Source organism: Rothia sp. HMSC073B08 (genome assembly GCF_001812975.1).
GTDB lineage: Bacteria > Actinomycetota > Actinomycetes > Actinomycetales > Micrococcaceae > Rothia > Rothia mucilaginosa.
Genome location: NZ_KV811078.1, coordinates 35,417 through 50,667, shown reverse-complemented (window position 1 = coordinate 50,667; position 15,251 = coordinate 35,417). Strand labels below are relative to the sequence as shown.

Below are 15,251 nucleotides of genomic sequence, written 5' to 3'. Positions count from 1 at the left end.
ATGCAGGCTAGGAGCGCTCTGTGCTTCGCCCCGTCGCTTGTGATTAATCACCATTATGTTTCCAGTCATTCGGTATTCGAGTTCAGGTGTACGGCCTCGTTAAACCGCAAAATAGATAGCCAGAATACTTTCTGGTGTTCTGAGTGGTGGAAGCACCCGGAAGCATTATGTCGCCTGACCCTAATGTAGCAGACATGGGATGAATCACACGGCGGCTACAGGAGCCTTACACAATGGTGGCGTGAGCAGATGGATTACCACATACCGATACTTATGTCTGCAACCGGCCCGTTCCGCTACTGCAAAGATGGATTCCACGATTCTGCCAGTTATAGGCGGGATACATTCCGGTGCGGCCCCTCCCCTGTTTCTTATGCTCGTGGTCTATTCTTCGTCGTCATCAACGGCGGGCAAGCCCAGCAGGGCGGTTCCCGCTTCGGTGAGGGACCAGCGCATCGTACGGCCAGCCTTCACGCCCTCAACAAAACCAAGCCCCTGCAACAGTTTGAGCCTATCGCGCAGAGTCGGCGCCGTAACCCCCAGCACCTCCTGCAACTCGCTCGAAGTGGGCGCAACCGGCGCACGGAAAATCTGCACCTGCCCCAGCAGGTACAGTAGCCGCAGAACATCATCGAGCTTCTTAGAAGTCAGCCCGGGAGTGCCACCCGTCCAGGTGCGGCTGCCCTCCAGCTCAGCGATACGCTTGCCAAGACCACGCCACGCACGGTCGCGTGACTCCAGTTCGTCTACCAGGTGCTCCTGAGCCTGCTCGATCAGCCCCAGAAAAACATGCAGAAAACCGGTCACCTCACCGTAGTTGAGGGGTTCTTCCGCCGTGCTAAACGCCTTGTAGTAGCGGCTCTTCTGAATGTTGAGCGTGCTCGGCAGGGTGAGGGTCGTCAGCCGGGTGAGTGTCTGCCCCAGGTGGGCTACCAGCAGGTACCTGCCCAGGCGGCCGTTGCCGTCGTAGAAAGGATGCGTGTATTCCACCATGAAATGCGCGGCGATTGCGGAGAATAGCGCCGGCACGTTCGGGTTGAGGGCATGGTTGAGTGCCGCCTGCACGTTGGCGATGATGGTTGCTTCACTGTCAGGGGCGCGGTGAATTTCGCGTGTGTTGTCGTGAATAACCACGGGTTTGGTGCGGAATAGAGCCCCGTCTGGGCGGTCTTCTTCCGCGAGGTGCCCTTCGAGTAGCGTGTCGTAGAGGCTGCGCACCTGCTCGACTGTGGCGGGTGGGCGGCCTGCCCCCAGGTCTTTGAGGAGGTTCACAAATTCGACGGCGCGCTTGGCGCGGGGGTCCTCGCTATCGCCGGAGGTGAGCGCCTCAGAGATGAGCTGGCGTGTGGTGTGCACGCCTTCGATACGGTCGGACGCCACGATGCTGCGTACTGCCAGGTCGAGTAGGTAGCTTTGCATGGCGATGCTGGGCAGTTGGGAGCTCAGCTGTTCAATGTGCCGTTCACGGCGCATGATGCGTTCGAAGGATGCGAGCGCGATGCGGTCTGCCAGGTAGAACAGGGGGTGCTCCCCCACCGTGAATTCGTTGAGGAGGTAGGTGGAGTGGCCGTTGCGGCGTGCCTGCAGTTCGGTTTGTGCGGCGGCTTTGCCGCGTTCGTGGAAGATGCTTTTGAGGGTGCGGTACCTTGTGCCGGTGGTATTCACGTGTGCCCTCCTTGATGGTGTAAAAAATCGCGGTTTTTTTCATTATCCTCCCAATTTTCAGGAAATAGTGAAAAAATCCGCGATTTCTTTCATAATCCAGGTCACAAATAGGTATTTTGGGTGCTAGGAAGGCTCCCGAACACCCTCACTACACCCGCTAAAGCACCTCGGGGTGGACCGCCACCTCTACGGCGGCAGGCAGCACGCGCGCGCTAATGCGGTACGCCGACGGTGCCGGGTCACCATCCACCTCAACCGGCTGCGCACCATCCGGGAACTCCAACACCACCTCAGACCCCACCAGGTGGCGAATCACCGGCAGCTCAATGCGCGGCGAACCCAAAATCGTGCGGCGCGTAACCTTCGCCATCAGCAGCCCCCACTCCACCAGGTCACGCGGCGATGCCACAATCACCTCAAGATTACCGTCGTGCACATCCGTCATATCCGCCAGGCGAATACCACCCTGCAGGCGGCCACAATTCGCGATCAGCACCGACCGCATCGGCAGAGTACGAGGCTCCCCACCGTCCACGCTAATACGCACCGGGTGCGACCTGCCCAGCATGTGCTTCATGCCGGACTGCACGTACGCAACCCAGCCGAACTTCGCCTTAATATCCTCGTTCGTATCATTCATGACGAGCGCATCAAAGCCGGCACCACTCATTACAAAGAACGTGTGTTCGGTTTCTTCGCCGGGGGTGCTCGTCGTCGTCATCTCAATCGCATCAACGGCCTGACCTGCACCGTTGAGCGCAATATTCACGCACGCCGCCACGTCACTCACCGGAATATACAGGTTACGCGCCAGCAGGTTACCGGTACCCATCGGCAGAATACCCAGGCGCGGCTTGCGCCCCTCATGATGCGCCAGCGCCGCCGCCACAGCACGCACCGTACCGTCACCACCGGCAGCGATCAGCAGGTCAACACCCTCAGCGATCAGCTCGCGGGCAGCCTCAGAACCGGGCTCGTCCACGCGGGTGGTGCGCACCAGCGCCTGCGGGTGGCCGTTCGCCGCGAGAGTACGTTCCAGAATCTCGATAGCCGCCGCAACGCCAGGCTTACTCGGGTTGTACACCACGCCCACGCGCTGCGCCTCACCGGTGGGTAGGGTCGGCAGAACGCCGAAGGGCGCGCCCAGTTCGATAGCGCGTCGGCGCGCTTCACGGCGGGCACGAGTGACGGAGGCGGTCAGAGCCGCCGCCGCAGAAACACCAAGGAGTTTACGGTAAAGAGGCATAGTTCTTAGACTACCGGGATACGCGAAAACCCGCCCACCGTTTACGCGGTGAGCGGGTTTTTCAGCTGGTTTTGATACGCCTTAGCGGACGGGCAATCCCTTACTCAGCAGCTACTGCCGGGATGACCTCAGCGCCACCCATGTACGGGCGCAGTGCCTCCGGGATACGCACAGAACCATCAGCCTGCTGGTGAGTCTCCAGGATGGCAACCACCCAGCGAGTCGTCGCCAGGGTACCGTTCAGGGTCGCTACGGAGCGGGTGCGGCCCTTACGCACGTTACCTGCCTCGTCCACGGTGTCCGGGGTGCGCTCGCGGATGTTCAGGCGGCGCGCCTGGTAGGTGGTGCAGTTCGAGGTGGAGGTCAGCTCGCGGTAGGTGCCCTGGGTGGGGACCCACGCCTCGCAGTCGAACTTGCGGGCGGCGGAGGTGCCCAGGTCGCCTGCGGCGGTGTCAATCACGCGGTATGCGAGGCCGCAGCGCTGCAGCATTTCCTCTTCGAGGGACAGCAGCTTCTCGTGCATCTCTTCTGCCTGCTCGACGGGGCAGTAGACGAACATTTCAGCCTTGTTGAACTGGTGCACGCGAATGATGCCGCGGGTGTCCTTACCTGCGGAGCCTGCCTCGCGGCGGTAGCAGGAGGACCAGCCCAGGTACTTCTTCGCACCCTTCTCGAAGTCGAGAATTTCGTCGGTGTGGTAGCCGGCGAGCGCCACCTCGGAGGTGCCGACCAGGTACAGGTCGTCGCGTTCGAGGCGGTAGATTTCGTCGTCGTGCTTGACGTTGAAGCCGGTGCCGTTCATGATTTCGGGGCGTACCAGGGTGGGGGTGGTCATCATGGTGAAGCCGTGCTCGGTTGCGAGGTCGAGCGCCATCCACATGAGTGCCTGCTCCAAGCGTGCTACCTGGCCCTTGAGGAAGTAGAAGCGTGCGCCGGAGACCTTCGCGCCGCGTGCCATGTCGATGCCGTCGACGAGTTCGCCGATTTCGAGGTGGTCGCGCGGTTCGAAGCCTTCGGTGGTGAAGTCGCGGGGGGTGCCGACTTCCTTGACGACTACGTAGTCGTCTTCGCCGCCGACGGGTACGCCGTCGATGATGAGGTTTTCGATGCTGCTGATCAGTTCCTCGTATTCGGCGGTTTTCGCTTCGGAGGCTGCCTTTGCTTCGTTGACGCGGGCTGCCAGTTCCTTCGCCTGTGCGACGAGGGCGGGCTTTTCTTCCTTGGGTGCCTTTGCGACGGTCTTGCCGAAGGCGTTCTGTTCGGCGCGCAGGGTCTCGTATTCGCCGATGAGTGCGCGGCGTGCGGTGTCGGCTTCGAGGATGCGGTCGACGTGGGTTTCGTCCTTGCCGCGTGCTCGCTGGGAGGCGCGGAAGACGTCGGGGTTTTCGCGGAGGAGGTTAATATCAATCACTGTTTTATCCTACCTAATCTTGCGGTGGGTTGTGGGCGGGGTTTGCGCTGGTGGGGCGCGGGTAGGTGCGGGGGTGTCTAGCGGCGGGCGGCTTGTGGTGCCGCCGGGGTGTTGTTAGCGGCGCTGCAGCTGTACGGGGCGGCCGTTCGGGAAGAGCGACTCGACCCATTCGTGTGCGGCGTCGAAGGAGCCGTCGGAGTGGATGGCGTCGACTTCGGTGTTTTCGTGGTCGGCGCGCGGGTAGGAGCCGAGGAATTTCAGCGTCGGGGAGACACGGTGCAGGCCGCGCAGAGCGTCGCGCATGCGTGCCTCGTAGATGTGGCCGTCGGCGTCGATGCTGAACGAGTAGGAGCCCATGCCTTCGCCGGTGGGGCGCGATTCGATGCGGGAGAGGTTCACACCGCGCACGGAGAACTGTTCGAGCAGTTCGAGCAGGGCGCCGGCGCGGTTGGTGGGTAGCGGCACGGTCAGGGTGGTCTTGTCGGAGCCGGTCGGTTCGGGGATGTCGGCGGTGCGGGAGAGCAGCACGAAGCGGGTCACGGCGTTCTTGTTGTCGCCGATGTTGTCCTGCAACACGTGCAGTTCTGGGTGGTAGTTCAGCAGCGCCGGGGAGCAGATTGCCGCATCGTAGGTGCAGCCCTCTTCGAGCAGGCCGACAGCCGCCGCGGCGGTGGAGGATCCGGGCAGGTAGGCGGCGGTGGGTACGTTCTCCTGCGTCCAGCCGCGCACCTGCGCCCAGGCGTGCGAGTGGGTGGAGATGGTCTTGACGTCTTCGATGCTGATGGGCTTCGCGGCGACCAGCACGAAGCGGATCGGTACGAGCACCTCGCGGATGATGCGTACACCCTCGCTGGCTGCGATAGCGTCCAGAGTGGCGCTCACGCCGCCCTCCACGGAGTTTTCGATGGGCACCATGGCGGCGTCCGCCTCGCCCGCGTTCAGGCGTGCGAGCGCGTCGGGCACGCTGGTGGCGGGGATCCGTTCGGCGTCGGATGCGCCGGGGACGCTCAGCAGGGCGGATTCGGTGAAGGTGCCGGAGGGGCCAAGGTAGGTGTATCGCATGCCACTATAGTAGCGTCTGCTGTGGAGGGGGCGCCGAATTCGGTGATAGGTTACGGTCTTTGGCGGTAGTTAAAAACCCCTACCGAAGTCACTAACCTATCACCGAAAAACTTAAGTCATTACTGAAAGACCTAAGCCACCACTGAAAATCCAGGCAACAGCTGAAACCGCTACCTCACGAACTGGCGTACCCGCGCGGTGTCCCAGTACTGGGCGGGTACGCCTCCACCCATGAGCTCACGGGCGATAGCGGCAGCCTGCACGGAACCAGCCTCCGGCAGGGGCGCATGCGAACCGGCGATAATGACGTTGCCGCGGCGGCGGCCCTTCAACATTGCCGAATCCGCCACAATGCACACGTACTCGAACACCTCAAGCAGGGCGGACGCCTCCGCGCGGGCACCGGTCAGCGCCGGCCCGTCACCGCAGTTCAGGATGTACAGGCCACCGGGTGCCAGCGACTCGGCGACGGTGCGGGTGAACTCGACGGTGGTGAGCGCCTCGGGGGTGGTATCCCCGGCGAACACGTCACGAATCAGCACGTCGCGGGATGCGGGCGCGAAGGTTGCGGTGACGGCACCCGCCTCGCCCACGCGAATCTTCACGCGCGGCGCCTTGGGGATGTCGAACCAGGCGCGCACATACTCGGCGAGCTTGGCATCCAGCTCAACAACCGTGTTGCGGCTGGTCGGGTACAGGTCAGCGAAATAGCGTGCCATCGAGCACGCGCCACCACCCAGATGGGTGATGCGCAGCTTCGCGGCGTCCAGGTGCTCCTCCACGTGCGAGGAGACGACCGCCGCAATCCAGCGCATGTACTCAAAATCCAGCTGGCGGGGCTCACCCACGATCACGTGGGAAGACTGCACACCATTAATGAGCAGTAGCCAGCCGTCAGCGTGGTAGCCGTCAGGGACCAGCTCCGCCTCACCCGTAGAGATTGGGTACACGCCAGCGGCGGCACCCTGCACGGGGGTGTTCTCGGTATCGTCGATGCGGTTCTTCTGCTGCTTCTGGGTCTTCTGCGCCTTTTGGGTCTTCTTGGGTGCCCTGCTCTTTTTCGCCATACCCACTAGCCTAGCCGACAGCCCGCACGCCCCTAGCGTACGCACCCGCAAGGAACCGCCTCCACAGGGGCCGGCTGAGTAGACTAGAACCCATGGGATTTGTATGTCAGGGCCGCTATGCGCTCGCACCAATTGAACCGACCGACGCCGAAAAATACGTCAACCTGCAGCTGGACTGCATGGAGCAAACCTACGACCCGATCTACTTCGACACGCTCGGGGAAAGCTTCACCGCCCGCCACCGCGCCGAACGCAACGAATACCTCGAAGACTTCCACCGCCACCTCTCCTCCCCCACCGTGCGCGGCTTCTTCGCCTATGAGGTGCCCGGCTGGACCCCCGACGGCGGGCTCTCCTGCTCCATCGGCGCACGCATCAACTGGGATAAGCCGGTCGGCCTGGCGCTCTCCCTGTGCGAGCCCTCCTCCTGGGAACTCGAACGCGCCGACAACCTCCCCGAACTGCCCGCAGACACCCGCAAACTTACGCACCTGTACACTCTCAACCACACGCACGGCACCGGCCTCGGTCAGGCGCTCTACGAATCCGTCATCTACCCGGACGAAAACTCCTACTTGTGGGTCATGGCAGAAAACGAACGAGCGCTCTCCTTCTACGAGCGGCTCGGCTACCGCAACGAAGGCGTGTACTTCCAAGCACGCGGCTCCTGGGAACCCGGACGCAGCGTACGATACGCGCGCATCCTCAACCCCTAAACGACACACCCCAACAGGGAAACAGCCCGCCCACATGACGCAGCGCACCGCACACCCTGTTAGGCGCCACCCCCACAACGCCTTAAGATAGAAGAGACCTATAAGCTCGACGCACCCGCGCACAGGAGCACATACACCCCTGCGCAACCGCGGGACCCAGCGCCGAACATCGCATAGAAGGACAGTAAAACAATGACCACCGGTCTTTACCTCTCCGCTATGTCCCAGAACTCGGGCAAGTCCCTCGTAGCCCTGGGTCTAGCAGACTCCCTCATCAAGCGCGCAGACCGCGTCGGCTTCTTCCGCCCCGTCTTCGACGGCGCAACCATCTCCGACGACCCCATGGCACGCCTCATCCGTGAACACTTCGGCCTGACCGAAGAGCAGGTCGGCGGCGCAGTCTCCATGACCGACGCACTCGCACTCATCGCAGAAGGCGACACCGAAGAAATCTCCGCACGCGCAGTCTCCGCCTACGAAAAGGTCGCTGCAAACAGCGACGTCGTAATCGTTGACGGCGTCTACCTGCCCGCCAACGCGCTCGCAGTCGAATTCGACCTGAACGTCCAGATTGCACGCGACCTGGGCCTGCCCGTCGTCGCTATCGTCGGCGCACAGGAAGCAACCGTTGAGGAAGCAGTCACCGCCGTTGACGTGGCACGCACCGAGCTGCTCGCCTCCAAGGCAGACCTGCTCGCAATCATCGTCGGCCGTGCAGAACCCGAACTGCGCGACGAAATCGAGAACTCCGTCAAGCGCGGCGACGCAAACCTGCCCGTCTACGTGCTGCCTGAAATCCCCGAACTGAACGCACCCACCGTCGGTGAAGTTGCCGAAGCCCTCAAGCTCGACACCGAAGGCATCAAGGCTGAGGACCTCAGCCGCGATATTCACGGCATCAAGGTCGCAGCAATGAACGTCTCCAACTTCCTCAACCAGTTCGTCGACGGCGACTTCGTTATCGTCCCCGGCGACCGTGCAGACATTGTTGCCGCAACCCTCGCATCCGCACTGGCACCGACCTTCCCCGCACCCTCCGGCGTGCTGCTCACCGGCGGCCTGGACTCACTGCCCGGCAAGAACACCGCAGTCGGCTCCCTCATCGACAACGCACCGTTCCCCGTGCTGTCCACCACCAAGGACACCTTCAAGTCTGCACGCGCAGTCTCCCGCGTCCGCGGCACCCTCGAAAGCGGCCACCAGCGCAAGCTCGCAGCAGCAATGGGCGGCTGGGACGAGCACGTCAACAAGGACGAACTGCTCGCACGCCTCGAAATTGAGCGCCCCGCATCCATGACCCCGCTGCGCTTCCTGCACAACCTCATCGAGACCGCACGCGCAAACCGCCGCTCCGTGGTCCTGCCCGAGGGTTACGACGTGCGAATCCTGCGTGCATCCGAAATCATTGCACGCCGCGACTTCTGCGACCTGATCCTGCTCGGCAACCCCGCCAAGATCGCAGAGATCTGCCAGGCCGAGGGTATTGAACTGCCCAGCACCGTTCGTATCATCGACATCGAAAACAACGAGTACACCGAAGACTTCGCAGCAACCTACGCTGAGCTGCGTGCACACAAGGGCGTCACCATTGAGGCTGCTCGCGAGCGCATGACCGACCCCTCGTACTTCGGCACCATGCTGGTTTACAAGGGCATCGCCGACGGCATGGTTTCCGGTGCAGTGAACACCACCGCGAACACCATCCGCCCCTCGCTCGAGTTCATCAAGACCCGCCCCGGCACCAAGATCGTCTCCTCCGTCTTCCTGATGCTGATGGAAGACCGCGTTCTGGTCTACGGCGACTGCGCAGTGAACCCGAACCCCAACGCAGAGCAGCTCGCCGACATTGCGAAGGCATCCGCGGAGACTGCACGCCAGTTCGGCGTCACCCCCAAGGTTGCTATGCTGTCCTACTCGACCGGCACCTCCGGCGCTGGCGCAGACGTGGACGTTGTGCGCGAGGCAACCGAGCTCGTGCGCGCATCGAACCCCGACTTCGCGGTTGAGGGCCCGATCCAGTACGACGCTGCTTCGAACATGTCCATTGCGTCGACCAAGCTGCCCGGCAGCGAGGTCGCTGGTCAGGCTACCGTGTTCGTCTTCCCCGACCTGAACACCGGTAACAACACCTACAAGGCTGTTCAGCAGTCTTCGGGTGCTGCCGCTGTGGGCCCGGTTCTGCAGGGTCTGCGTAAGCCCGTGAACGACCTGTCGCGCGGTACCACCGTTGAGGACATCATCAACACCGTTGCGATCACCGCAATTCAGGCACAGAGCCTGTAAGCCGGTTTTTGACCGCTGAATGAGGCCGCCCCGGCCACTGCACCCCGTGTGGGTGCGGTGGACGGGGCGGTTTATTGTATTGACTTTTACTTTTAATGCGCCGAGAAGCCACATGTGTTTCGAAAAGCAACATATTACGTGGCTTCTCGAAACACATGTGGCTTTTCGAGGAGGGGTTTTGGTGCCACTCTCCCGGTTAGTCCTTGCGGGTGCGGCGGAGGCGCACATAGTTAATCACGCCAAGACCAGCCATGCCCACGGCGGTCAGAACCGGGCCGAGGGCGGGCGGGAAGAGCCAGGTGAGCCCCGCCTCCACGGTGTAGGCGATGAGGCGGCAGATAAGGTAGGTGCACACCGCCACGAAAAGCGCGTAGGCGACGATGATGCCGACCGGGCGGGGCTCGTAGCCTTCTCGCCGGGCGCGCAGAGCGGCACCCAGGGCATTACCCAGATACAGGGCGAGAGCACCGACGACGACCGCGGCGGTGAGGGCACCGTCGAGGAGCGTGCGCGGGGTCAACGGTGCGGTGCCTGCCTCAGAGAAGAGGTTGAGGATGCGCACCGCGGCGTAGGCGTAGCAGAAGATGACTGCCGCGCGGATGGTGAGGGATAGGTTAGTCCAGAAGGTTTTCATGCGGCCCCTTTCGAGGTGGAGGGCGGGCTTCTGTCTGAGTGTTACCCCAAGGATACCTAAGAACGCCGGTGTGTGATGCGAATCAATAGCGTTTTGACTGGTGCGTTCTGCGTGCGGGGCGGGTGTTTGGTGCGCCGAGTTTAATCGCCGAGAAGCCACATGTGTTTCGAAAAGCAACATGTTACGTGGCTTCTCGAAACACATGTGGCTTTTCGAGGAAGATGCAGGGCAGAATTTTTGTAATTACAGGATTCCACCACCCCTACCCCGTGAGCCGGTGACCGCCCAAGCAGCGGCAAACCGCCCGGGCTGCTAGGCTGCTGCTATGGACAACAACTCAACGCCCTCACTGCCGGACCTCGTTCTCCCGTCCGTGGTGACGAGCCTCAGCCTCCCGAGCAAACACGCCGCAACTGATATGCGGCTCCCGCAGGCGTGGCTCCTGCGCTCCGTTCCCGACGAAGAGAACCGAAGCGCCGCCAGCGGCAAAATCTACGATGACGCCCTGGAGTTCCGTTACGTTTACGACTCGAAAGTTCGGAACTACACAAACGTTCGAGAGGGTGACTTCGTGCTGATTCGAGATAATTCGATTCTTCTCGGGTCGGCTGTTATTCGAAAAATTGAGTCATACGAGGCCGATAAGGTCATGACGTTTTGCCCCCGCTGCGGGAGTAGCCGCATCACCTTCAAGTCCGATGGGCTGTGGCGTTGCGATGGAAATTGCTTGAGGAGAGATAAGCTCAAGCCCGAGAAGCGCCTGTATAAGAATCCTCCGCAGAGGACTGAGAGAGTTCAGCGTTTCATTGCCTACTATGGCGATACCTGGACTGAACTTATCGGTGCGTTGGACAAAGATTCTTTTGAAGGGCTTTGCGCACCGGGCAAATATAACCGACAGAACAGCATTGTTGCCCTCGATACCGCGAAGGTCCTCACCTGGCTTGAAAGCCTGAACACTTCGGGTATTCACCAGCTTCCCCTGAGCGATGCTCACGGGGTGCCAGTGAATCCTCGGGGTGGTTTTACGGAGCGCACGGTTTGGTCTCGCAACGGCCAGGGACAGTTCCGACAGGAGCTGTTGAACCGTTTCGGAAGCATGTGTGCGTTTACGGGTGCTTGCCATACGGCGGCGCTGGATGCGGCGCACCTGTACAGCTATGCACGCGAGGGTGAGCACCGAGTGGATGAGGGTCTTCTGTTGCGCAAGGATCTGCATAAGCTTTTTGATAGCGAGTTGGTGGGTTTGAGTTCTTCGCGGACTCTTCTTCTGCACCCCGGTTTGGGGAATACTCAGTATCAGTCGTTGGCGGGCGCCCGCCTGAAGGTTGAGTTGCCTAACCGAGCTCTTGAGTTGTTGGATGAGCACCGCTCAAGTCTGAGCTGGCTTGATGAGGCGCTGGTCTAGGCCTGCTCTGGTTTAGGCCGCCGGGCGCGCAAAAGGAGGTGCGGTAGCTTTCGGGCTACTGCACCTCCTGTGCGTTTACTGGTTGTGTCTTACTGGTTGTGTCGGCGGGCGATAGCCTTACCAATTTCGTGCGGGATACCCACCACGAGAGCGTTACCCATGCAGAAGGCACGGTTACCGTCACTCATGCCGGTGTCAGTCCAGCCGCGGGGGAAGCCCTGCAGCTGATCCAGTTCATCGGGAACGAGGCGGCGGTACGCACCGGAATCACCAATCACAACATGCTTGAAGCGGGAGGCTCCTGAGCCTCCTTCGCCGGTCAGGATGGTACGCGCCGGACGGTCGAGCGGGTCAGGGAAAGACATTGAGCCTTCGGTGTAGAAGTATTCAAAGCCGCTCGCCTTATTGATGCGCTTTTCCTTCTTTGCGCCCTTGAGGTATTCCCAAGAAGGCACCTTGTCAGGGGCGATAAAGAACTGTTCCGGCACCTCAGAGTCAGGAAGAACTACGTCACCGAGCGTCTTAAATTCGCCGCGGTAATCGGGCTCTACCTTGCTGGTGAGCACGGTGCCGTTCTGCATGACACCGGCAATCTGGAAGGGTGAGGTCTTAGCGCCAATTCCAAAGTGTTCCGTCTCGTAGTAGGGGTCATCGGAGATGGTGAACTCATCGGCCTCATTGAGCTCTTCGAAGACGGAGAGAAGACCCTCAGATTCTGCAGTTTTGACCGGGAACGCTTCTGCCAAAACACCGGTGTGGGTGATGCGGCGCGACAAATCCCATTCGGGGGCGTTGTGTTCGGCGTAAATGTAGACGCGCTTACGCTTCTGCGGGTGGCCGTACTCTGCCGCGTTGATAACACGCCATTCGACGCTGTAACCGAGCACGTAGAAGCAGGAGAGCATAATGGCGAAGTCGCGGCCTCGCTGCTTAGCGGGCGACTTTAGCAGGCGGTCAACGTTCTCCAGAACAACATATTTGGGGGTCTTAAGTTCGAGTGCGCGGTGAATATCCCACCAGAGCACGCCCTTCTTACCTTCAATGCCGTGCGACTGCGAGAGGGGCTTGGTAACCGAGTAATCTTGGCAGGGGAAACCGCCGCAGAGCAGGTCAGCGTCGGGAATTTCGTAGAGACCCGCCTCCACATCATCAAGTACGGCGTGGATGTCGCGGTTTTCAAGGTTTGCTTCTTCGCCGAAACGTTCCTGGTAGCAACGTGCCGCGAACTGGCGGCCAACCGTTCCCGGGGGCTCCCACTGGTTCGCCCAAACAGTCGTGAAGGGACCCGCGGAGGGCAGGGTCATGCCGTTGGCGTTATAGCCTTCAAATCCTAAGCGGAAGCCACCTACACCGGCGAAAAGCTCGATAACTCGGATAGGCTGGCTACTGCTGGTGGTTTTCTGATCCATGAGTCAGTAGTCCTTATAGTCCTCTGTAAATATGTTCGAATACTAATACTATAACATAGAACAGCTATTCAGATCAAGTGGGTTCGGGAAAAGCCAGTGACGCGCCAAAGAGCGCAGCTGCGCTATCTGACGTAGCATGAGAGCAAGAAACAGCACCGCGCCACCCCTCTACTTCCGGAAGGAACACCGACCATGGGCCTTTTCGACTACGACAATTCGAGCATTGATAGCATCCTCAAATACACAGCGGAGAATCTCGTTGGTCGCTCACTCTATGACCTCTTGGAGGAGTACCAGAACTCCGAGTACAAGACCTATGAGGATAAGAAAAAGGGCACTCCCTCAACGATTACTCGCAAGGAAATTAGCAAGCTCTCCAAGGGAATCTACGGTAACCTCGTTGAAGAGCTGCTCTATGGGATTAACCCCAATAATTCCCCGGACCCCGATATTCCCGCGGCAAGGGTCGAAATCAAAACGACCCCTTACCGAGTGAACGCGAACGGCACTATTTCTGCCAAAGAACGTCTAGTCCTCAGCATGTTTAATTTTCATGAGGAAAACCTAGACGATTTTTATCAGACGCACCTTTGGCATAAGTGCCAAAATATTTTGCTTCTATTTTATAAATATCAAAAGACTCGCGATATTTTGAATAATATCACCGATAAATTTTTCCTTTTTGACTGGCCCGAAGAGGATATGCCGACCATTCTCGAGGACTATAAACGCATTACCCAGAAAGTTCTGGAAGGACGTGCACACGAGCTTTCCGAATCTGACGGCATGTATCTTTCGACCTGCCGCAAGGGTGCCGGTAAAGACAAGGATCGCACTACTCAGCCCTATGGCCCCGAGCTGGCCAATAGGCGCGCCTGGTCGCTAAAGAGTAGCTACATGACAACCCTCCTCCGCACCAAGGTTTTCAGCCAGGAGGAACAGGAGAGTATCGCTCGCGCAGCACAAGACACTTCTAAGCCTTTTACCCAGATTATTGAAGAAAAGCTTCTGCAGTACCGGGGCCAGAGCGAGAAAGAACTCTGTAAGAAGTTTGACGTTAACTTTAACGCCAAGGGCCGCAACAGCACTCTTGTGAGGAAAATTCTAGGCCTTTCCTCGGATATTGACAGTACTGCCGAATTTAAAAAGGCAAACATGAATATTCGCGCTATTCGTGTTGATAAAAACGGGCTCCCTAAAGAGGATTCTCCCTTTAAGAACTACCGTTTTATTGAACTAGCGAATGAAAAAGAGTGGGAAGAGTCCCATATTTACACCGAGATTTTCTCAAGGAAATTCATGTTCGTTGTTTTCCGTGAGAATGAATCCGGTGATTTCTGCCTGGATCAGATCAAGTTCTGGGGTTTCCCCGATTCACTCGAGCCTGAGCTGATGAGGGTATGGCAAGAGACGAAGGAAATCATTAATCGAGGTGTTGAACTGACGGTCAAGCCGAATGGTGAGGATGGCTTTAAGGTTTCCACTAACTTCCCGCAGAGCAAGGTGAACAAATACCTCTTTACGAAGGTTCACGCCTCCCAGACCTACTACGAAGTTAAACCTGGCGAGTATGTCGGAAAAGGTAAACTCAAGGACACCGACGAGTTACCCGACGGTAGCCGCATCACGAAGCACTCCTTCTGGCTGCCCAAGAAATTCGTTCAGCAGATTTTGCGCGGCGAATGGGACTAATAACCGAATGTAAATAACCGCAGCAGGCGGCCCCGGATACGGAAGTATTCGGGGCCGTTTGCTTTTTAGACAGAGGTTTTCGATAGGTTAGTGCCTTCACCGTGGGTCTTTAACCCGCAGTGAAGACACTAACCTATCGACGAAAAGGCAAGGCATAACCCATAACCGGCTCCCACCTACCTGACGCAGCCAGAGATTCGGTCATGGGTTCCAGATTTGTGCCATAGGTTAGTGTCTTTGGTTGTAGTTAAAAGCCATGGTCGAAGACGCTAAACCATGGCATAAATTCTGCAGAGACGATACCTCCGCGGGCGCAAAGATATTTGATACATAAAGCATTGAGAAGCCCGAATAATGATCAACCACCGCCACCACCCTCAAAAGAATGCAAACGACGGCAAACATGCGGTAGGGTGGTAACTGTGGTACTCCACAGCGCATTGATGCGCTTGTTGGGCGTACTACGGGGCTGTTTTCCTTCCGGCAGTCAGTTTGGCCTGTGAAAAACGGCCCGACCAGTAACTAAACAACACACCATCACCGACGATAGGAGCGCATCTTCTATGGATTCGACCATCTTCAACCGCCGTACCCTGCTGGGCAGTGGCGCACTTGTGGGCCTGGGTGCCCTGCTTGCGGCGTGTGGCCAGCAGGCAAA

Annotated in this window: 12 protein-coding genes; 5 read left to right on the top strand and 7 right to left on the bottom strand. The window is 59.3% G+C overall.

Annotated elements, in window-relative coordinates; genetic code table 11:
- The gene (locus HMPREF2884_RS09505) at positions 1-189 is read left to right on the top strand and encodes a DUF4913 domain-containing protein (protein WP_141753508.1); all 189 of its coding nucleotides are present in this window, start codon (positions 1-3) and stop codon (positions 187-189) included.
- A 195-nt stretch (positions 190-384) separates the two neighbouring features.
- On the opposite strand, the gene HMPREF2884_RS06045 is transcribed toward HMPREF2884_RS09505, so the two are convergent.
- The 5 genes from HMPREF2884_RS06045 to HMPREF2884_RS06025 form a co-directional block, all read right to left on the bottom strand.
- Positions 385-1,665: a Fic family protein gene (locus HMPREF2884_RS06045; RefSeq protein ID WP_070616273.1), complete on the bottom strand. Its 1,281-nt coding sequence runs from the start codon at positions 1,663-1,665 to the stop codon at positions 385-387.
- Positions 1,666-1,822: 157 nt separating this feature from the next.
- Positions 1,823-2,911 (bottom strand): diacylglycerol/lipid kinase family protein, encoded by a 1,089-nt coding sequence (locus HMPREF2884_RS06040; protein WP_070616272.1) that lies wholly within the window; start codon positions 2,909-2,911, stop codon positions 1,823-1,825.
- Between the two features lie 100 nt (positions 2,912-3,011).
- Positions 3,012-4,322: a serine--tRNA ligase gene (gene serS, locus HMPREF2884_RS06035; protein WP_070593245.1), complete on the bottom strand. Its 1,311-nt coding sequence runs from the start codon at positions 4,320-4,322 to the stop codon at positions 3,012-3,014.
- A gap of 114 nt (positions 4,323-4,436) precedes the next feature.
- On the bottom strand, positions 4,437-5,384 hold the full coding sequence (pheA, locus tag HMPREF2884_RS06030) for a prephenate dehydratase (RefSeq protein ID WP_070616271.1): 948 nt from the start codon (positions 5,382-5,384) through the stop codon (positions 4,437-4,439).
- A 170-nt stretch (positions 5,385-5,554) separates the two neighbouring features.
- A complete protein-coding gene (locus HMPREF2884_RS06025) occupies positions 5,555-6,451 on the bottom strand; it encodes a spermidine synthase (protein ID WP_070616270.1) in 897 nt (298 codons plus the stop codon).
- Between the two features lie 92 nt (positions 6,452-6,543).
- On the opposite strand from HMPREF2884_RS06025, the gene HMPREF2884_RS06020 reads away from it, so the two are divergent.
- Together HMPREF2884_RS06020 and pta are read left to right on the top strand one after the other, a co-directional pair.
- Entirely contained in the window at positions 6,544-7,167 is a 624-nt protein-coding gene (locus HMPREF2884_RS06020) for a GNAT family N-acetyltransferase (RefSeq protein WP_070616269.1), read from the top strand.
- 192 nt (positions 7,168-7,359) lie between these two features.
- Positions 7,360-9,450, top strand: a complete 2,091-nt coding sequence (gene pta, locus HMPREF2884_RS06015; RefSeq protein ID WP_070616268.1) for a phosphate acetyltransferase — start codon at positions 7,360-7,362, stop codon at positions 9,448-9,450.
- Between the two features lie 196 nt (positions 9,451-9,646).
- Here the strand turns inward: pta and HMPREF2884_RS06010 are convergent, their stop codons facing one another.
- Complete coding sequence (locus tag HMPREF2884_RS06010) at positions 9,647-10,084, bottom strand: hypothetical protein (RefSeq protein ID WP_070616267.1); 438 nt, start codon at positions 10,082-10,084, stop codon at positions 9,647-9,649.
- Positions 10,085-10,409: 325 nt separating this feature from the next.
- Here HMPREF2884_RS06010 and HMPREF2884_RS06005 point away from each other — a divergent pair, with 325 nt between their 5' ends.
- Entirely contained in the window at positions 10,410-11,492 is a 1,083-nt protein-coding gene (locus HMPREF2884_RS06005; RefSeq protein WP_070616266.1) for an HNH endonuclease, read from the top strand.
- Between the two features lie 89 nt (positions 11,493-11,581).
- Here the strand turns inward: HMPREF2884_RS06005 and dcm are convergent, their stop codons facing one another.
- Positions 11,582-12,901 (bottom strand): DNA (cytosine-5-)-methyltransferase, encoded by a 1,320-nt coding sequence (gene dcm / locus HMPREF2884_RS06000; protein ID WP_070616265.1) that lies wholly within the window; start codon positions 12,899-12,901, stop codon positions 11,582-11,584.
- A gap of 192 nt (positions 12,902-13,093) precedes the next feature.
- Here dcm and HMPREF2884_RS05995 point away from each other — a divergent pair, with 192 nt between their 5' ends.
- Positions 13,094-14,593: a Sau3AI family type II restriction endonuclease gene (locus HMPREF2884_RS05995; RefSeq protein WP_070616264.1), complete on the top strand. Its 1,500-nt coding sequence runs from the start codon at positions 13,094-13,096 to the stop codon at positions 14,591-14,593.
- Positions 14,594-15,251: the final 658 nt, after the last annotated feature.